This window comes from Pseudomonas sp. S2_F03 (genome assembly GCF_054668335.1).
Genome location: NZ_CP162759.1, coordinates 2,351,449 through 2,371,442 on the forward strand (window position 1 = coordinate 2,351,449; position 19,994 = coordinate 2,371,442).

The 19,994-nt window shown below is 59.0% G+C and carries 15 protein-coding genes and 1 pseudogene; 11 read left to right on the forward strand and 5 right to left on the reverse strand.

The window, feature by feature from the left end; genetic code table 11:
* Positions 1 to 191: 191 nt before the first annotated feature.
* Positions 192 to 821 carry a response regulator gene (locus tag AB4N76_RS11185; protein WP_046030067.1) on the reverse strand — a complete coding sequence of 210 codons (630 nt, stop codon included), beginning with the start codon at positions 819 to 821 and terminating at the stop codon, positions 192 to 194.
* A 70-nt stretch (positions 822 to 891) separates the two neighbouring features.
* On the reverse strand, positions 892 to 3,288 hold the full coding sequence (locus tag AB4N76_RS11190) for a PAS domain-containing sensor histidine kinase (RefSeq protein ID WP_046030012.1): 2,397 nt from the start codon (positions 3,286 to 3,288) through the stop codon (positions 892 to 894).
* 73 nt (positions 3,289 to 3,361) lie between these two features.
* Here AB4N76_RS11190 and AB4N76_RS11195 point away from each other — a divergent pair, with 73 nt between their 5' ends.
* The gene (locus tag AB4N76_RS11195) at positions 3,362 to 4,354 is read left to right on the forward strand and encodes an alpha/beta hydrolase family protein (protein WP_046030010.1); all 993 of its coding nucleotides are present in this window, start codon (positions 3,362 to 3,364) and stop codon (positions 4,352 to 4,354) included.
* A gap of 123 nt (positions 4,355 to 4,477) precedes the next feature.
* Here the strand turns inward: AB4N76_RS11195 and AB4N76_RS11200 are convergent, their stop codons facing one another.
* Genes AB4N76_RS11200 through AB4N76_RS11210 form a run of 3 tightly spaced genes read right to left on the reverse strand, consistent with a single transcriptional unit; the run spans position 4,478 to position 6,934 of the window.
* Positions 4,478 to 5,245 (reverse strand): TerB family tellurite resistance protein, encoded by a 768-nt coding sequence (locus tag AB4N76_RS11200; protein WP_046030007.1) that lies wholly within the window; start codon positions 5,243 to 5,245, stop codon positions 4,478 to 4,480.
* A 1-nt stretch (position 5,246) separates the two neighbouring features.
* The gene (gene murU, locus AB4N76_RS11205) at positions 5,247 to 5,918 is read right to left on the reverse strand and encodes an N-acetylmuramate alpha-1-phosphate uridylyltransferase MurU (RefSeq protein WP_046030004.1); all 672 of its coding nucleotides are present in this window, start codon (positions 5,916 to 5,918) and stop codon (positions 5,247 to 5,249) included.
* Complete coding sequence (locus AB4N76_RS11210; protein WP_077431167.1) at positions 5,915 to 6,934, reverse strand: aminoglycoside phosphotransferase family protein; 1,020 nt, start codon at positions 6,932 to 6,934, stop codon at positions 5,915 to 5,917. Before AB4N76_RS11210 ends, murU begins: the two co-directional genes overlap by 4 nt.
* A gap of 129 nt (positions 6,935 to 7,063) precedes the next feature.
* On the opposite strand from AB4N76_RS11210, the pseudogene AB4N76_RS11215 reads away from it, so the two are divergent.
* From AB4N76_RS11215 to AB4N76_RS11260, 10 genes and pseudogenes are all read left to right on the forward strand, one after another.
* Positions 7,064 to 9,864: pseudogene (locus tag AB4N76_RS11215) on the forward strand (LPS-assembly protein LptD).
* Positions 9,845 to 11,161 carry a peptidylprolyl isomerase SurA gene (gene surA / locus AB4N76_RS11220; protein WP_046030065.1) on the forward strand — a complete coding sequence of 439 codons (1,317 nt, stop codon included), beginning with the start codon at positions 9,845 to 9,847 and terminating at the stop codon, positions 11,159 to 11,161. The pseudogene AB4N76_RS11215 and the gene surA overlap by 20 nt, the downstream one beginning before the upstream one ends.
* The gene (gene pdxA / locus AB4N76_RS11225) at positions 11,158 to 12,147 is read left to right on the forward strand and encodes a 4-hydroxythreonine-4-phosphate dehydrogenase PdxA (protein ID WP_046029996.1); all 990 of its coding nucleotides are present in this window, start codon (positions 11,158 to 11,160) and stop codon (positions 12,145 to 12,147) included. Before surA ends, pdxA begins: the two co-directional genes overlap by 4 nt.
* Positions 12,144 to 12,962: a 16S rRNA (adenine(1518)-N(6)/adenine(1519)-N(6))-dimethyltransferase RsmA gene (gene rsmA / locus AB4N76_RS11230; protein ID WP_046029992.1), complete on the forward strand. Its 819-nt coding sequence runs from the start codon at positions 12,144 to 12,146 to the stop codon at positions 12,960 to 12,962. Before pdxA ends, rsmA begins: the two co-directional genes overlap by 4 nt.
* 123 nt (positions 12,963 to 13,085) lie before the next feature.
* Entirely contained in the window at positions 13,086 to 13,466 is a 381-nt protein-coding gene (apaG, locus tag AB4N76_RS11235; protein WP_046029991.1) for a Co2+/Mg2+ efflux protein ApaG, read from the forward strand.
* A complete protein-coding gene (locus tag AB4N76_RS11240) occupies positions 13,466 to 14,383 on the forward strand; it encodes a symmetrical bis(5'-nucleosyl)-tetraphosphatase (RefSeq protein WP_046029989.1) in 918 nt (305 codons plus the stop codon). Before apaG ends, AB4N76_RS11240 begins: the two co-directional genes overlap by 1 nt.
* Complete coding sequence (gene glpE / locus AB4N76_RS11245) at positions 14,380 to 14,709, forward strand: thiosulfate sulfurtransferase GlpE (protein ID WP_008061556.1); 330 nt, start codon at positions 14,380 to 14,382, stop codon at positions 14,707 to 14,709. The genes AB4N76_RS11240 and glpE overlap by 4 nt, the downstream gene beginning before the upstream one ends.
* 296 nt (positions 14,710 to 15,005) lie before the next feature.
* Complete coding sequence (locus AB4N76_RS11250) at positions 15,006 to 16,928, forward strand: PrkA family serine protein kinase (protein WP_046029985.1); 1,923 nt, start codon at positions 15,006 to 15,008, stop codon at positions 16,926 to 16,928.
* A 204-nt stretch (positions 16,929 to 17,132) separates the two neighbouring features.
* Entirely contained in the window at positions 17,133 to 18,404 is a 1,272-nt protein-coding gene (locus tag AB4N76_RS11255; RefSeq protein WP_046029982.1) for a YeaH/YhbH family protein, read from the forward strand.
* Positions 18,401 to 19,963, forward strand: coding sequence for a SpoVR family protein (locus AB4N76_RS11260; protein WP_046029980.1), 1,563 nt, complete (start codon positions 18,401 to 18,403; stop codon positions 19,961 to 19,963). Before AB4N76_RS11255 ends, AB4N76_RS11260 begins: the two co-directional genes overlap by 4 nt.
* The last annotated feature ends 31 nt before the right edge of the window (positions 19,964 to 19,994 follow it).

The window sequence follows — 19,994 nt, forward strand, 5'->3', positions numbered from 1 at the left end:
TGGCGCGTTTTGGCAAACGCAGCGGCAAGCGGTCGGCTACAAGCCGCAAGGACTGGCAAAAGCAGGTTGGCGGGGTGTCGTAAATGGATATGCCACCGCGTTTGTCTTGCAGGAGCAAAGCTTGCTCGCGATGACGATTTCAAGGACGCCATCGCGGGCAAGCCTTGCTCCTAAAGGGTTCGCGGCGGGGTTTAGAGGAGTTTGTGTTCCATCGCGTACTTCACCAGTTCCGCCAGGGACGTGATGTTGAGCTTCTGCATCAGCCGCGCCTTGTGGGTGCTGATGGTTTTGTTGCTCAGTGCCAATTGCTGGGCGATGTCATTGACGTTAACGCCTTGGGCAAGACGTTCGAACACCGAAAACTCGCGCTCTGAAAGCAATGAATGCAATGGCCGTGAATCGGTCAGGCCGACTTCGAACACCATGCGGTCGGCGAGGTCCGGATCGATATAGCGCCCGCCCGCCGCCACTTTGCGGATCGCCGTCAGCAGCAGGGCCGGATCGCTGTCCTTGGTCGCATACCCCGCAGCGCCGACCTTCAACGCCCGGGCGGCCATTTGTGCTTCGTCGTGCATCGACAGCACCAGGATGGCGGGCGGATTGTTCAGTGCACGAATGCGCGGAATCGCTTCCAGGCCATTGACGCCCGGCATGGAGATATCCAGCAATACCACCTCGCAGGGCACATGCCGCAAGGTCTCGAGCAACTGTTCGCCATTGCTCGCCTCCCCCACCACCAGCAAGTCCTTGGCCAGGCCAATCAATTGCTTGATGCCTTCGCGAACGATGGTGTGGTCTTCAGCTACCAGTACACGGATCACAGTCTTCTCCAGATTCAAGATCATTCGCGAGCAGGCTCGCGAAGGCGTCAATACAACCAACACCTATTCTTCAAACTTCATCCACCGGCACGCGCACACTCAGGGTGGTGCCTTCACCCGGTTCACTTTCAAGCGACAACTGCCCGCCCATGATCAACACCCGCTCACGCATGCCGACAATCCCGAAGGAGGTCGGCCTGCCGGTCGCGGCGACAAATCCTACGCCATCATCGCTGACCGTCAGACACAACTCGTTGCCGTCCAGCGACAATGACAGTTCGACAGTATGCGCCTGGGCATGACGCATGACATTGGTCAGGGCCTCCTGAAGGATCCGGAACAAACCAATTGCCCTCGCATCGCTGAGCAGTGGCAGATTGTCCGGCACCTGCACCAAACAAGGGATCTGTGTGCGCGCCTCGAAACGCCGGGCCTGCCATTCGATGGCAGACGCGATCCCGGCATCCAGGATCGGTGGTCGCAGCGCCGTGGCCACGTCGCGCACCAATTGGAACAGCTGGGCGATCAAGCGCTTCATGCTGTTCAAGCGTTCGTTCAGACCCGGGTCGAGTTGGGCGTATGCCAATTCGCACATGGACGTTTCCAGTTTGAGCACGGTCAGCATCTGACCCAGTTCGTCGTGGACTTCCCTGGCGATACGGGCCTTTTCCTCTTCGCGCACGCTCTCCAGATGGGCGGACAACTCGCGCAACTGCTCGCGGGAGCTGGCGAGTTCCAGCTCAATACGCTTGCTCTCGCTAATGTCCCAGACGATACCGTCCCAGACATAGGTGCCGTCTTCGAGCCGACGGGTGATGGCTTTGATTTCGGCCCAACGCTGTTCACCCGAACGGGTCAGGATCCGTCCTTGCCACGACCAGTCGCTGTCAGTATCGAGCGCAAGGTCCTGAGTCTGGTGATAGCTCGCCTTGTCGTCCGGGTGCACCAGGCTGCGCAAGCCTTTGTCGCGATGGGCCAGGGTAGCCGGCGAGTACCCTACCAGGCTTTCACTGCCTTCACTGATGTAGGCAAAGTCGATTTGCCCCGTCACCAGCGCGCGCTCCAGGCGAAAGACCAGCCCGGGAACGTTGGCAGCGATCCCCTGCAACCGTGCCTCGCTTTCCTGCAACGCGGCCAATGCCCGACGACGCTCGGTGACGTCATTGAGGTAGACCACCAGGTATTCGCCATCACGGAAGCGCATAAAGCTCAACGAAACATCCGTCGGTAAAATGCTGCCATCGGCCCGCACGCACTGGGTTTCGAAACTTTGCGGTCCATCCTCGCTGGCCCGTGCGCGCTTCCATAAGTTCAGCCAGCGATCCATGTGCAAACCAGGCTCGAAGTCGATCAGCGGCCGATCAATGATCCCGCCCGGTGGGTAGCCGAGCATGGTTTCTGCGGCGCGGTTGGTGTAACGCACATGGCTGTCCCAATTGACCCAGAGAATACCGACGGTGCTCTGATCGATGGAAAACTGCGTCAGGCGCAGCGCTTCTTCGCTGGCCTCACGCAGGGCAATGTCTTCGCGCGCGGCCAACAGGCGCTGCTCCAGGCTGTGTTGTTGGCGCCGCTGCCAGATCACCGCGGCCATGCTGCTCAGCATCACCACGGCGAGCAGCAGACAGAGGTTTTGCCAGAAACCCGGGGACTCGGAGAACCTTGGATACTTGGGCTGCAGCCATTGGTTGTGCAGTTGCTCCAGGTCTTTTGCCGGGATTGCCCGCAGCGCACTTTCGACGATGCCGGCCAGCTCAGGCCAATCCCGGCGAGTGGCCACTCGCAGCAATTGCGGCAAGCCGATATCGCCCACCACGACCAGCCCGGCGAATTCGGGTTCAGCAATCAAACGCCCCAGCTGTGCTTCATCGACCACCGCGTAGCCGGCCTGCTGACTCAGCAACAATTGCAGCGCCTGGCGCTCGATCGGTACGCCTTGCAGATTCAGATGCGGGTAATTGCTGCGCAGATAATCGGCGGTCGCGCTGGGCATGCGCACCGCTACGCGGGTCTGGCTGTCGAGCTTCTCCAACTCCACGACACCGGTGCCTTTCTGATCGCTGACCACCAGTTGCGGCACCCGCATGTACGGGTCGGTAAATTGCCAAAGCCGCAAACCGGCCGGGGTTTGAGTCAACCCTACCGCGATGTCGACTTCCCCCTCGCGCGCGGCGTCTTCCAGTTGTGCGACATCAGGAAAATTGCGCCAGCGCAGCTCAACATTGAGGGCCTGGGCCAGCCACTTCATCAACTCGACGTTAACCCCGGACAGCCGTTGCAAGCGCCGATCATATTGAGCATACGGCGCCTGCAACACCACGCCGACCCGCAATTCATCATGGGTGGCCAGCCATTGCTGTTGCACAGGTGATAGCCGTGCGACATGGGTCGGTGGTGCAGACCCCGCCCACCCCATCAAGGGAAACCATAAACAGCCGATAACCCACAGGCAGCGAAAACGCATCATCGAAGTCTCACACACTGACAAACACTGACTAACCCATTAGGCTGCCGGAATCACTTCTGGCCTGGAATATCCGATGCCCCCTGTCTACCGCCTGGCACTGCCAGCATTGTGCCTGTCGCTGATCCTGCCTTGTGCCTTTTCTGTCGAGGCCGCCGACCCGGCGCCTGTCGTTGAAGAAAAACCCGCAGAAGAAAAACCGGTCGAACGCCAGCCATTACTTGAGCGTAGTCAGGAAGAAGCGACAGCACTTGAGCGAAAAATCCCTGCTCAGGAACAGCAACAACTGCAAGCCGGCACCGACAATTTTCTCGCCTTGTGGAAGCCGGCCAATACCGCCGAGCCCAAGGGCGCAGTGATTATCATCCCTGGCGCCGGCGAAACAGTTGACTGGCCTCAAGCAATCGGCCCATTGCGCCGTCAATTGCCCAACGCCCAATGGAGCAGCCTGAGTATCACCTTGCCCGACTTGCAAAGCGACGCCATTGCACCTCGCATCGTCGAAGTCGCGCCGGCACCTAAAGCGCCGGAAGCCGTCAGCAAAGACTCCACCACCGCAGCCCCGATCGAGCAGGCTGCTGGCGGTGAAGCAGACGTGGCGGACAAGGCCATCGCCGAAACCAGCGAGGAGCAAGCCAAGGCCGACGCCGAACGAATCTTCGCGCGTATCGACGCCGCCATTGCCTATGCCGAACAACAAAGCGCCCGCAGCATTGTCGTGCTGGGCCATGGTACGGGCGCTTACTGGGCCGCGCGCTACTTGAGTGAGAAGCAGCCCTCGCAAGTGGAAAAATTTGTGATGGTCGCCGCCCAGACGCCGGTTGCGGCGAAGCCTGAGCTGGCCGAATTGACGCCGACGTTGAAGCTGCCGACGGCTGATCTGTTCTATAAGGACAAAGCAGCGGATCGCAACGCAGCGCTGGAGCGTTTGCAGGCCAGCAAGCGTTTGAAGGCATCGGCGTTCAGCCAGGTTTCGCTCAAGGCATTGCCCGGCGATGCCAAGGCGGAGCAAGAGCAATTGGTGCGCCGGGTGCGCGGCTGGTTGAATCCGCAGAACGCGGCGGACTGACAGACCGCATCGCCCGATTCGCGGGCAGGCTCACTCCCACATTTCAACCTGCGAACACAGGTTCATTGTGGTAGCGTGGCTTGCCCGCGATCGCGGCATCACCGGTGACAGACCTCTTTCCTGCTAACGAAAATCCCGCCGCTCACGAATCAACGTGTAAGCCGTGTGCAGATCACGCGTCTTGTCCGTTGCCTCGCGAACCTGCAATGCCGTCGCCCCGCTGCCCGCAATCTTGTCCGGGTGATGACGACTGAGCAGGCGCCGATACGCGCGCTTGATCTGCGCTGGCTCACTGGTGGTCGACACGCCCAAAAGCCGCAACGCATCCTGGTAGGTAATGGCGTTGCTGACCTGTGGCCGTTTGTGCGGCTCATAATCGGTCGCCAGCGCCTGAACCTGGTGCGGCGTCCAGCCCAGCCACTTCCCCCACTGGGCAATCAGCTCGCGCTCGCGGTGACCGGCCCGGCCATCGGCCCAGACCATCCGCCAACAGGCGCGCAAGACACCTTCTGCCGCATGAGGCTGAGCACTCAGGCGCCGCAGATAGCCGCGTAACCGGTCATTCCCCGACTTGCCCCGATTGAACGCGGCAATGGCACGCCGCTGCGCCGAATCAGACATGTCCAAAGAGCGCATCTCTTGGCGAGCCTGCTGGATGTGACCCTCCACCACCCGACCATCGCTCTTGGCCAACCGACCCAACAACACGAACAGCAGTTCATCGTTGCGCAGCATCGGACGACCGCCGAGCTTTTCCAGCAAATGCCCAACGCTTTGCAGGTGCAAGCGCCGATCCAGCGCCTGCCCCAACAAGGCACCGAGCATGGCCCCCGGAATGCTGGCTATGGCAAAACCAGCTCCGGCTCCGATCAGAGTCCCTGGCCACAACATCTCAGCGGCTCGCTTCTATCAGTGTTTCAACTTCGGCCAGGCGTTCGTGCGTGCCGACATCCACCCACAGGCCTTTGAGCCGGTCACCGCTGACTTGCCCCTCGGCCATGGCTTTGCGCAACAGTGGTGCGAGCTTGAAAGCCCCGTCCGAACACCCCTCGAACAACTGCGGATGCAGCACTGCGATGCCGCTGTAAGTCAGGGTTGCTGCGCCCGGTTGGCCATCGCTCACGTGCCCGTCGGCCAACGTGAAATCGCCGACCGGGTGATGGGCCGGGTTGTTTGCCAATACCAGGTGAGCCAGCCCGGCAATGGGCTGGTGCAGCACGCTGAAATCGTAGTCGGTCCAGATGTCACCGTTGACCACCACAAAAGCATCGTCACCCAGCAACGGCAGTGCCCGGAAAATCCCGCCACCGGTTTCCAGCGGCTCACCTTCGGGCGAGTACGCAATGCTGACGCCGTAGCGCGAACCGTCGCCCAGATAATCTTCGATCTGCTGACCGAGCCAGGCATGGTTGATCACGATCTCGGTAAAACCGGCTGCCGCCAGGGCGCGCAGGTGATACTCGATCAGCGGCACGCCGCCAGCGCGAACCAGCGGCTTGGGAGTGGTCAGGGTCAGCGGGCGCATGCGCTCGCCTTTGCCTGCGGCCAGAATCATTGCCTTCATGCATGGACTCCGGCGCGCAGACTGGCGAGCAGTACATCCAGCTCCGCCAGTTCAGGACGGCGGGCGATCACCGCCTCTATATAAGCAAAGAAGCGCGGCACGTCGGCCAGGTAGCGCGGCTTGCCGTCACGATGGCAAATGCGGGCGAAGATGCCGATGACTTTCAAGTGACGTTGCACGCCCATCAGGTCGCTGGCACGCAGGAAATCCTCGAAGTCCGGTTGAACCGGAATGTCGAGCGCAGCGGCTTGCTGCCAGTAATTTTCAAGCCAGCCGCGCACACGCTCTTCAGGCCAGCTGAGGAAGGCGTCCTTGAACAGGCAGGTCACGTCGTAGGTCACGGGACCATACACCGCGTCCTGGAAATCCAGCACACCCGGGTTCGGTTCGCTGAGCATCAGGTTGCGTGGCATGTAGTCGCGGTGCACCAGGACTTTGGGCTGTGCCAGAGCGCTGTCGATCAGCAGATCGCTGACCTGCTGCCACAGCACTTTCTGCGCAGCATCGAACTCGATGCCCAGTTCGTGTTTGACGTACCAGTCAGGGAACAACTCCAGCTCGCGACGCAGCAGCGCGACGTCGTAACTCGGCAACGGCGCCACCATCGGCAACTGCTGAAAAGCCAACAACGCTTGCAGGGCGTCGTTGAACATATCGTCGGCGTTTTCGCTGTCGATCACGTCCAGGTAAGTCTTGTTGCCCAGGTCATTGAGTAAAAGAAAACCGCGCTCAAGGTCTTCGGCATAAATTTTCGGCACATTTATTCCGGATTTCGCCAGCAAAAAAGCGATATCCACGAAGGGTTTGCAGTTTTCCTGGGGCGGCGGAGCGTCCATCACGATGAAGCTTTTGCCCTCGCCTTCCCAGCGAAAATAGCGCCGAAAACTCGCGTCACTACTGGCCGCAGTCAGTGTGGCCGGGGGTACGACGCCCCAACCTTGTTCTGCAAAGAGAATCGCCAACTGCTCATCGAGCCAAACTTTCAGGTGTTGCAAACGTACATCTTGGTCAGGCATTGCAGGGTCTCCGACGGCGCTAGCCGTCAAGCGGGTCATGCTTTATTATCCAGCATCTTTTTCAGACCATCGAGAGGCGTGCGGCCCACACCGCGGGCAGATGGCACGCAGGAAGCCCGGACTAATAAGATGGCATTGAAATCCCCCCCGCGTTTCGTAAAAAATTTCCGTTGTTGGTTACCGGCAGTCTGCTGGCCCTGCAACCCCTAGCCACTTCATTCGTGGTCGCCGCGGAACAGTATGACTGCTCAGTCTCTGCTTCGGGCTCCTGGGACTGTGCGCCAAAATCGCCGGCGGCGGCATTGCCACCGCGTCCCATCCATGAGGGCAGCGCAGTTTCCGCCACTGGCGAAGCCGCAGCCGAGAACGGCTCCAGCGAAGATACCGGCGCCAAGCCCGCACTCGTTACCGAGGCCAAAGGCCGCGGCATGAAGTCGCGCAGTGAAGATTACAGCCACCTCGACTGGGTGCCACGCGAAAATCTCACTGCCGCGCAATTGGCCGAAACCGGTCCTTACTGCTCTGGTTCCTATATCGAACCGATTCGTCCTGGCATGAATGACAAGACGAATAAAAGTGACGCGCCGACCTTTATCGGTGCCAAAGCCTCACGCTACAACACCGAAGATCAAGTCGGCACGCTGGCCGGAGACGTCGTGTTGCGTCAGGGCAGCATGCAGGTCGAGTCCGACGAGGCCAGCCTGTATCAGGCCGAGAGCCGCGCCGAACTCAATGGCGACGTGCGTATTCGCGACAACGGCGCGCTGATCGTCGGCGACCACGCCGATGTGCAACTCGACACCGGTGAAGCCAAGGTCGACAACGCCGAATACGTGATGCACAAATCCCGCATCCGCGGTAACGCGCTGTACGCCAAACGTGCGGAAAACGCGATCATCCGCCTCAAGGATGGTACGTACACCACCTGCGAACCGAACAGCAACGCCTGGCAGTTGAAGGGTAACAACATCACCCTGAACCCGGCGACCGGCTTCGGCACCGCGACCAACGTGACATTGCGGGTCAAGGACATTCCAGTCCTGTACACGCCGTACATCTACTTCCCGATCGACGACCGTCGCCAGTCGGGCTTCCTGCCGCCGACCATCGGTACCGGCAGCGATACCGGCTTCATGCTGGTCACACCGTATTACTTCAACCTGGCACCCAACTACGATGCCACGTTGTACCCGCGCTACATGGAAAAGCATGGCTTGTTGATGGAGGGCGAATTCCGTTACCTCACCAAGTCCAGCGAAGGTCAGTTCGGTGCTGCGTACCTCAACGACGAAGATACCGAGCGCAGCAAGCAGACCGACTACCAGAAAGACCGCTACATGTATAACTGGCAGCACAAGGGTGGTCTCGACTCGCGAGTGCTCACGCAGGTCGATTACACCAAGATCAGCGATCCGTATTACTTCCAGGATCTGCAGACTGACCAGATCGGTGTAAAAAGCGCCGACTACGTGAATCAACAAGGTTCGGTCACCTACCGTGGCGACAGCTACATCGCTCGCATCAACGCCCAGGCCTATGAGCTGGCGACCGTTTCCAACATCACGCCGTATGATCGTTTGCCGCAGATCACCTTTAATGGTTCATTGCCTACTCATCCAGGCGGGCTTGATTTCGACTACGAAACAGAAGTCGTGCGATTTGATCGCGACCTGAAAAACGGCACGTTCACCGACGAAGACGGGAACGAGTCGCCGCGCCTGGACACCAACGTTCAAGGCCTGGCACGTGCCACTGGCGACCGCCTGAACCTGGCACCCGCCATCAGCCTGCCAATGAGCTCGACGTATGGTTTCCTGACGCCCAAGCTCAAATACCAGTACACGCAGTACCAACTGGACCTCGACAGCATCGGCAAATCGCAGATTGCTGCACAGACCCCGGAACAGGACCAACTCAACGGTACCTTCGACAGCAATCAAAACCGTGGCGTGCCGATTGCCAGCATCGACAGCGGCCTGTACTTCGATCGCAACACCCAATGGTTCGGCAAGAACTATCGCCAGACCCTTGAACCGCGTCTGTACTACCTCTATGTGCCAGAAGTGGACCAGGAAGACATTCCTGTTTTCGACACCGGCGAATACACCTTCAACTATGCATCGCTGTTCCGTGACAACCGCTTCTCCGGTTCCGACCGTGTCGGCGACGAGAACAAACTGTCGCTGGGCGTCACCAACCGCTGGATCGAAGATGACGGTTTCGAACGTCAACGCGTCAGTGTAGGCCAGGCCTTGTACTTCAAGGACCGCGAAGTCCAGTTGCCGGGTATCGATGCAAAAACCCGCGACGATGCGCATTCCAATGTTTCGCCTTACGCGCTGGAATACGAATACCGCTGGAACCGCGATTGGCGCACCACGGCCGACTACAACTGGGACCCGGACAGCCGCAGCCCTCGCTCGGGCAGCGCGATGTTCCACTACCAGCCTGAGGACAACCCGAACAAAGTCATCAACGCCGGCTATCGCTATCGCAATGACCAGGTCCGTTATGACCAGAACACCGGTAAGTGGTCCGTGGGTGGTGGTGACTACGGCACCCCTGGCCAGCCTGGCTACGTGAAGGACTACTACAAGATCGAGCAGCACGACTTTTCGGTTATCTGGCCGATCGTTCCTCAATGGAACGCCATCAGCCGCTGGCAGTATGACTACAACCGTGACCGTACCCTGGAAGCCTTCGGTGGTTTCGAGTACGACAACTGCTGCTGGAAACTGCGCCTGATCAACCGTTACTGGGTTTCCTATGACGAGTTCAGTCAGCAGGCTCCACAAAACGAAAAAGGCGACCACGGCGTCTTCCTCCAAATTGTTCTGAAGGGACTCGGCGGCCTCACTGGCTCCAAAGTAGAGAGTTTCCTCGACAAAGGCATCCAAGGTTATCGTGAACGTGAAGACCAAGCTTTCTGATTGTCTGCGCCCGCTCTTGCTGGGCGCGCTGTTCCTGGGTACTGCGGCCAACGCTGCCGTACAGTCCATCGACAAAGTGGTGGCCATCGTCGACAACGACGTGGTCATGCAGAGCCAACTGGACCAACGCGTCCGTGAAGTTCAGCAAACCATTGCCAAGCGCGGCACTGCCGTGCCACCAGCCAGCGTGCTGGAGCAGCAGGTGCTTGAGCGTCTGATCGTCGAAAACCTGCAACTGCAGATCGGCGAACGCTCGGGTATCCGCATTACCGATGAAGAACTGAACCAGGCGGTTGGCACCATTGCCCAGCGCAATAACATGTCGGTGGATCAATTCCGCGCGGCCCTGACTCATGACGGCCTGTCTTACGACGACGCCCGTGAACAGATTCGCCGTGAAATGGTCATCAGCCGTGTGCGTCAGCGTCGTGTGGCCGAACGCATCCAGGTGTCGGAACAGGAAGTGAAGAACTTCCTCGCGTCCGACCTCGGCAAGATGCAACTGTCCGAAGAGTTCCGCCTGGCCAACATCCTGATCCCGACACCGGAAAGCGCCAACTCCGATGCGATTCAGAATGCCGCCAAGCAGGCCGATTCGATTTACCAGCAGCTCAAGCAAGGCGCTGACTTCAGTCAGTTGGCAATCGCCAAATCCGCCAGCGAAACCGCACTGGAAGGCGGCGACATGGGCTGGCGTAAAGCCGCTCAATTGCCCCCTCCGTTCGATCGCATGCTGAGCTCGATGTCCGTTGGCGAAGTCACACAACCGATGCGCACACCGGGCGGCTTCATCATCCTGAAGATCCTCGAAAAGCGTGGCGGCCAGACCCAGGTACGCGACGAAGTGCACGTGCGCCACATCCTGGTCAAACCAAGTCCGATCCGCGATGAAGCTAAAACCAAGGCCTTGGTTGAATCGCTCTACGCTCGTATTGAATCAGGTGAAGACTTCAGCGAACTGGCCAAGAGCTATTCGGAAGACCCGGGTTCCGCCCTCAACGGCGGTGACCTGAACTGGGTTGACCCGAACGCACTGGTACCGGAATTCCGCGAAGTGATGGCCAAGACCCCGCAAGGTCAGTTGTCCAAGCCATTCCAGACCCAATACGGCTGGCACGTTCTGGAAGTCCTTGGCCGTCGCGCCACTGACAGCACTGCCCAGGCTCGTGAGCAACAGGCGATGACCGTACTGCGTAACCGCAAATACGACGAAGAGCTGCAAACCTGGCTGCGTCAGATCCGTGACGAAGCGTACGTAGAGATCAAACTTCCTGGTGCAGACCAGGCAGCGCAGTGAAACCCAAGCGTTTCGCGCTGACACCCGGCGAACCGGCCGGCATAGGCCCTGACCTGTGCCTGCTGCTCGCCTCGCAAGCCCAGCCACACCCCCTGATTGCCATTACCAGCCGCGACCTGCTCCTTGAGCGGGCCGCGCAGCTGGGTGTGGTTGTCGATGTATTGCCGGTCACCCCGGACAGTTGGCCGGATGTACCCGCACCCGCCAACAGCCTGTATGTCTGGGATACACCGCTCAATGCACCGGTCACCGCCGGCCAACTGGACAAAGCCAATGCCGCTTTCGTCCTGGAAACCCTGACCCGTGCGGGCCAAGGCTGCCTGGACGGGCATTTCGCCGGCATGATCACCGCCCCCGTGCACAAGGGCGTGATCAACGAATCCGGCATTGCCTTTTCCGGGCACACGGAGTTTCTCGCTGACCTGACCCACACCGCCCAAGTGGTGATGATGCTTGCCACCCGCGGATTGCGTGTGGCACTGGTCACCACTCACCTGCCCCTTCGCGAGATTGCCGATGCAATCACACCGGAGCGTCTGGAGCGGGTCACACGAATCCTGCATGCCGACCTGCAAGACAAATTCGGCATCGCCCAGCCACGCATCCTGGTCTGCGGGCTTAACCCGCATGCCGGCGAAGGCGGACACCTGGGCCATGAAGAAATCGACATCATCGAACCTACATTAGAGCGCCTGCGCGGTGAAGGCATGGACCTTCGCGGCCCCCTGCCCGCCGACACTCTGTTTACCCCCAAATATCTGGAGCACTGCGACGCGGTGCTGGCGATGTACCACGACCAGGGGCTGCCTGTGCTGAAATACAAAGGCTTCGGCGCGGCAGTCAACGTGACCCTCGGCTTGCCGATCATCCGCACGTCAGTCGACCACGGCACCGCCCTGGATCTGGCCGGCAGTGGCAGAATCGACACCGGCAGCCTGCAAGTCGCCCTGGAAACCGCCTACCAGATGGCCGAGACCCGTTTATGACCGAGCATTACCAACACAAGGCGCGCAAACGCTTTGGCCAGAACTTCCTGCACGATGCCGGTGTTATCGACCGCATCCTGCGCTCCATCCATGCCAAAACCGAAGACCGCGTATTGGAAATCGGCCCGGGCCAGGGTGCGCTGACTCAGGGCCTGCTCAACAGCGGCGCCCAGCTGGACGTAGTGGAACTGGACAAGGACCTGGTCCCGATCCTCAATCAGCAGTTCGCCGGCAGGAGCAACTTCAGCCTGCACCAGGGCGACGCCCTGAAGTTCGACTTCAACAGCCTGAATGCCGCGCCGGGCAGTCTGCGCGTGGTCGGCAACCTGCCGTACAACATCTCTACACCGCTGATTTTTCACCTGTTGCACAACGCCAGCCTGATCCGCGACATGCACTTCATGCTACAAAAAGAAGTGGTCGAGCGCATGGCGGCGGGTCCTGGTGGCGGTGACTGGGGCCGCCTGTCGATCATGGTTCAGTACCACTGCCGGGTTGAGCATCTGTTCAACGTCGGACCGGGCGCATTCAATCCGCCGCCAAAAGTTGATTCGGCCATTGTGCGCCTGGTGCCACACGCGGTACTGCCGCATCCGGCCAAAGACCACAAACTGCTGGAACGTGTCGTTCGCGAAGCGTTCAACCAGCGCCGCAAGACCCTGCGCAACACCCTCAAGTTGCTCCTGAGCAATGCCGAGATCGAAGCGGCTGGCGTCGATGGCAGCCTGCGTCCCGAGCAGCTCGACCTGGCCGCTTTCGTGCGCCTGGCCGACAAGCTCAGCGAACAAGTCCTGAACAAACCCGCCGCCGACTGACAGGTGACGAGCGTTATCGGGTAGGACGCCAGACGCGATGTCTGGTTTACTACCCGATACTTGGCCTAGACTGAACTCCATCAGCTAAGCCCCGCGTCCCGCTTCGTTTTTAAGGCCTCTTGCATGTCCGATCCTCGTTATCAGGTCGACGTCAGCGTCGTCACCCGCTATCTGGCAGAACAATCGCAACCCGAGCAAAGCCGCTTTGCCTTTGCGTACACCATTACCGTGCACAACAACGGCGAGTTACCGGCCAAACTGCTGTCGCGGCATTGGGTGATCACCGATGGTGACGGGCATGTCGAAGAGGTCAAGGGTGCGGGTGTCGTAGGCTTGCAACCGCTGATCCAGGTCGGCGAAAACCACACCTACAGCAGCGGCACGGTCATGACGACCAAAGTCGGCACCATGCAAGGCACCTATCAGATGATTGCCGACGACGGTAAGCATTTCGACGCCATCATCGCTCCATTCCGCCTGGCGGTGCCCGGAGCCTTGCACTAATGGCAACGTACGCCGTGGGTGACTTGCAAGGCTGCCTCGAGCCCCTGCAATGCCTGCTTGAGCGAGTGGCTTTCGATCCGGCCAAGGATCGCCTCTGGCTGGTGGGCGACCTGGTCAACCGCGGTCCGCAGTCGTTGGCAACCTTGCGCTTTCTCTATGGCATTCGTGAATCGCTGGTGTGCGTACTGGGCAACCATGACCTGCACCTGCTGGCCGCCGGGCGCAACATCGAACGCCTGAAGAAAAACGATACCCTGCGCGAGATACTCGAAGCGCCTGATCGCGCGGAACTGCTGGAATGGCTGCGCCAGCAAAAGCTCATGCACTACGACGAACTGCGCGACATCGCACTGGTTCATGCCGGCATCCCGCCCCAGTGGTCGTTGCGCAAAGCCCTGAAATACGCCGCCGAAGTTGAAGAGGCGCTGCACGACGACAACCGTATCGCGCCGTACCTCGACGGCATGTACGGCAACGAACCGGTGAAATGGGACAACGACCTCAAGGGTGTAGCCCGCCTGCGTGTCATCACCAACTATTTCACCCGCATGCGTTTCTGCACTCGCGAGGGCAAACTCGACCTCAAGAGCAAGGAAGGCGCCGACACTGCACTACCGGGCTATAAGCCCTGGTTCACTTACAAAGAGCGCAAGACCAAAGACCTGAAGATCATTTTCGGTCATTGGGCTGCACTCGAAGGCCAGTGTGACGAGCCGGGGATCTTTGCCCTCGATACCGGTTGTGTGTGGGGTGGCGCCATGACGCTGATGAATGTCGACACCGGCGAGCGCCTGCAATGCAAATGCGACGACCAGGGCCATAGCACTCCACCAATCGCCCCAATCACTACCGAACAATCGCCAGCCAGCGCCCCGCGCCAGACTGCGTTACCGACGAGCCACAGGAGCCCGCCATGAGCGAATTCAAACGTATCCCCCCAGAGCAGGCTCAGGCCCTGCGTGAACAAGGCGCGGTGGTGGTCGATGTTCGCGACCCTGCTACCTTCGCCGCGCTGCATATCAGCGGTTCGAAGCATCTGGACAACCATTCCCTGCATGCCTTTATCCAGGGCGCAGACCTGGACGCCCCCACCGTCGTGGTCTGCTACCACGGCAATTCCAGCCAGGGCGCCGCGGCCTACCTGATTAGCCAGGGATTCTCGGACGTCTACAGCATGGATGGCGGTTTTGAGCTGTGGCGCACAACCTATCCTGCAGAAACAGCGCAAGGCACCTCGGAATAATTTTTTGTAACGTGCGAGCCCCCGTCCCCCGCGGGCTCGCGCGATGGCAGACGAACGGTCTGGCATAACTTATTACGTATCTCGCCTTTACCTCCCGAATTCCCAACTATCCTTAAGCGCAGGCCATCCAAAACAGGGGAGAGCCGGTACACCGGCGCGCGGGTCATCGGGAGTAGCTTTCGGCGTAGTCAGCACCGAAAGAGTTCTGGGGAGTAAACAGCAACCGCCTGTTCGGTTGCTGCCAGCATCGACTGAGTGATCCGGCGTCGGCTCCACGTATCGAGCGAGGTGACGTCATGAGTATCTTTAGCCACTTCCAACAACGCTTCGAGTCCACACGCCAGGAAGAACTCTCACTGCAAGAGTATCTTGAGCTGTGCAAAAAGGACCGCAGCGCCTACGTTTCCGCCGCCGAGCGTCTGCTGCTGGCCATCGGAGAACCGGAGCTGCTCGACACCTCGACCAACTCGAGACTGTCGCGAATCTTTTCCAACAAAGTGATCCGTCGCTATCCGGCCTTTGAAGACTTCCACGGGATGGAAGAATGCATCGACCAGATCGTGTCGTATTTCCGTCATGCCGCTCAGGGCCTGGAAGAAAAGAAACAGATCCTCTACTTGCTTGGCCCCGTCGGTGGCGGTAAGTCATCCCTGGCCGAGAAGCTGAAACAACTGATCGAAAAAGTGCCCTTCTACGCAATCAAGGGCTCACCGGTATTCGAGTCGCCACTGGGTCTGTTCAACGCCACCGAAGATGGCGCGATCCTCGAAGAAGACTTCGGCATCCCGCGGCGCTACCTCAACACCATCATGTCACCATGGGCCACCAAGCGCCTGGCCGAATTCGGCGGCGACATCAGCCAGTTCCGGGTGGTGAAACTCTATCCGTCGATCCTCAATCAGATCGCCGTGGCCAAGACCGAGCCGGGTGACGAGAACAACCAGGACATCTCGGCCCTGGTGGGCAAGGTCGATATCCGCAAACTGGAAGAATATCCACAGAACGACGCCGATGCTTACAGCTACTCGGGCGCCCTGTGCCGCGCCAACCAGGGGCTGATGGAATTCGTCGAAATGTTCAAGGCGCCGATCAAGGTGCTGCACCCATTGCTGACCGCCACCCAGGAAGGTAACTACAACAGTACCGAAGGCCTCGGCGCGATCCCGTTTACCGGGATCCTGCTGGCCCACTCCAACGAATCGGAATGGCACACCTTCCGCAACAACAAGAACAACGAAGCGTTTATCGACCGGATCTACATCGTCAAAGTGCCGTACTGCCTGCGGGTCAGCGACGAAGTGAAGATCTACGACAAGCTGCTGTTCAATAGTTCGCTGGCCAAGGCCCATTGCGCGCCCGACACCTTGAAGATGCTTGCCCAGTTCACCGTGCTCTCGCGCCTCAAGGAGCCGGAAAACTCGAACATCTACTCCAAGATGCGCGTGTACGACGGTGAAAACCTCAAGGACACCGATCCGAAGGCCAAGTCGATCCAGGAATACCGCGACAACGCCGGTGTCGACGAAGGCATGAACGGCCTTTCGACCCGCTTCGCGTTCAAGATCCTGTCGAAGGTCTTCAACTTCGATCCGCACGAAATCGCCGCCAACCCGGTGCATTTGCTGTACGTGCTGGAACAACAGATCGAACAGGAACAGTTCCAGGCTGAAACCCGCGAGCGCTACCTGCGCTTCCTCAAGGAGTACCTGGCACCGCGTTACATCGAGTTCATCGGCAAGGAAATCCAGACCGCTTACCTCGAATCGTATAGCGAGTACGGCCAGAACATCTTCGATCGCTACGTGCTGTACGCCGACTTCTGGATCCAGGACCAGGAATACCGCGACCCGGAAACCGGCGAAATCCTCAATCGTGTCGCCCTGAACGAAGAGTTGGAGAAAATCGAGAAACCGGCCGGCATCAGCAATCCGAAGGATTTCCGCAACGAAATCGTCAACTTCGTGCTGCGCGCCCGGGCCAACAACAACGGCAAGAACCCGACCTGGCTCAGCTACGAAAAACTGCGGGTGGTCATCGAGAAGAAAATGTTCTCCAACACCGAGGACCTCCTGCCGGTCATCAGCTTCAACGCCAAGGCCAGCAAAGAGGACCAGCAGAAGCACAACGACTTCGTCACACGGATGGTCGAGCGCGGTTACACCGACAAACAGGTCCGACTGCTGTCCGAGTGGTACCTGCGGGTCAGAAAATCACAATAACCCGCTGCCGGTCAGACCGGTTGTCGTCAGCCAGAGGCCTGTGCATGCATTTTCTGTTACACAAGCCTCTGGAAGGTGTTCGAAAGTCGGTAGCGAGTTCAAGCAGCATCCACAGCGCTTGGGGGAGCGTCGCATATCCCTTGGCTCTCGGTTCGATGCTGCACCACCGCTCGCCCCTTTCAGGACAGCTTCTAAGGAGCAGTCATGAGCTATGTGATCGACCGACGTCTCAATGGCAAGAACAAGAGCACGGTGAACCGTCAGCGGTTTCTGCGGCGTTACCGTGACCACATCAAAAAGGCTGTCGAAGAGGCGGTCAGCCGGCGGTCCATTACCGACATGGAACACGGCGAACAGATCAGCATTCCCGGTCGGGACATCGACGAACCGGTGCTTCATCACGGTCGCGGCGGCAAACAAACCGTCGTACATCCAGGCAACAAGGAGTTCACCAGCGGCGAGCACATCGCCCGCCCACCCGGAGGTGGCGGTGGCAGAGGCCCCGGCAAGGCTGGCAACTCGGGTGAAGGGATGGACGAATTCGTCTTCCAGATCACCCAGGAAGAATTCCTCGAGTTCATGTTCGAAGACCTCGAATTGCCGAATCTGGTCAAACGCAACCTGACCGGCACCGACACGTTCAAAACGGTGCGTGCAGGCATCAGCAACGAAGGCAACCCGTCGCGCATCAACATCATCCGCACCCTGCGTTCGGCCCACGCACGGCGCATTGCACTGTCCGGCAGCAGCCGGGCGAAACTGCGTGAAGCCAAAGAAGAACTTCTGCGCCTGAAGCTGGAGGAACCGGACAACTTCGGCGATATCCAGAAAATCGAAGAAGAAATCGAAAAACTCAGTGCGCGCATTCATCGCATCCCGTTCCTCGATACGTTCGACCTCAAGTACAACCTGCTCATCAAGCAGCCCAATCCCAGCTCCAAAGCGGTGATGTTCTGCCTGATGGACGTCTCCGGCTCCATGACGCAGGCGACCAAGGACATCGCCAAGCGCTTCTTTATCCTGCTGTACCTGTTTCTCAAGCGTAACTACGACAAGATCGACGTCGTGTTCATCCGCCACCACACCAGTGCCCGCGAAGTGGATGAAGAAGAGTTCTTCTACTCGCGCGAAACCGGCGGCACCATCGTGTCCAGTGCCTTGAAACTGATGCAGGAGATCATGGCCGAGCGTTATCCGAGCAACGAGTGGAACATTTATGCCGCCCAGGCTTCGGACGGCGACAACTGGAATGACGATTCGCCGATCTGCCGTGACATTCTGATCAACCAGATAATGCCATTCGTGCAGTACTACACTTACGTTGAGATCACCCCGCGCGAACATCAGGCCCTGTGGTTCGAGTACGAGCGCATAGCCGAAGCCTTTTCTGACACTTTCGCCCAGCAGCAACTGGTCTCGGCCGGGGATATCTACCCGGTCTTCCGTGAACTCTTCCAGCGCAGGTTAGTGACATGACCGCCAAAGAGCAGAAGCGCCAACCCATTTCCACCGGCTCCGAATGGACGTTCGAGCTGATCCAGGCCTACGACCGCGAAATCAGTCGCCTGGCAGCTCGCTATGCACTCGATACGTACCCCAACCAGATCGAAGTCATCACCGCCGAGCAGATGATGGACGCCTACGCCTCTGTCGGTATGCCACTGGGGTATCACCATTGGTCCTACGGCAAACACTTCCTCAGCACGGAAAAGTCCTACAGTCGCGGGCAGATGGGACTGGCCTACGAGATCGTGATCAACTCAGACCCTTGCATCGCTTACCTGATGGAAGAAAACACCATCTGCATGCAGGCGCTCGTCGTGGCACATGCCTGCTATGGGCATAACAGCTTTTTCAAAGGCAATTACCTGTTCCGCACCTGGACCGACGCCAGCTCGATCATTGATTACCTGGTGTTTGCCAAGCAGTACATCATGCAGTGCGAGGAGCGCCACGGCATCGACGCGGTGGAGGACTTGCTGGACTCCTGCCACGCACTGATGAACTACGGTGTCGACCGCTACAAACGCCCCTACCCGATTTCCGCTGAAGAAGAACGGCGCCGGCAAAAGGATCGGGAAGAGCATTTGCAGAAACAGATCAATGATTTGTGGCGCACGATTCCAAAAGGCGCAGACAAGTACAGCGACAAGGACAATGCACGCTTCCCCGCCGAACCTCAGGAAAATATCCTGTACTTCATCGAAAAACACGCACCGCTACTGGAGCCTTGGCAGCGGGAAATCGTGCGGATCGTGCGCAAGATCGCTCAGTATTTTTACCCTCAGCGCCAGACCCAGGTGATGAACGAAGGCTGGGCCACGTTCTGGCACTACACGTTGATGAACGACCTGTACGACGAAGGCCTGGTCACCGACGGCTTCATGATGGAGTTCCTGACATCCCACACCAGCGTTGTGTTTCAACCCGGCTTTGACAGCCCTTACTACAGCGGAATCAACCCTTACACCCTCGGGTTTGCCATGTACCGGGACATCCGGCGGATGTGCGAGGAACCCACCGATGAAGATCGCCACTGGTTCCCGGAAATTGCCGGCACCGACTGGCTGTCAACCATCAAGTTCGCCATGAGCAGCTTCAAGGATGAGAGTTTTATCCTTCAGTACCTGTCACCGAAAGTGATCCGCGACCTGAAACTGTTCAGCATTCTCGATGACGATCAAAAGGACGACCTGCTCGTACCAGCGATTCACGATGAAGAAGGCTACCGCATCATCCGTGAAACCCTGGCGGCGCAGTACAACCTGGGCAATCGCGAACCCAACGTGCAGATTTACAGCATTGACCGGCGCGGCGACCGCTCCCTGACCCTGCGTCACCAGCAACACGACCGCAAACCGCTGGGCGAGTCCACCGAGGAAGTGCTCAAGCACCTGCACCGCCTGTGGGGTTTTGATATCCACCTGGAAACCTTGCAAGGCGATCAGGTGATGAAAACCCATCACGTTCCACCCAGAAACGAGCATAGCGAAGGGGATTACGGCCGGCTGGACTTGGCCGTCATTCATCTTTGAGCGGGTTTGAGCCTCCGAAAGTTCGACGCAA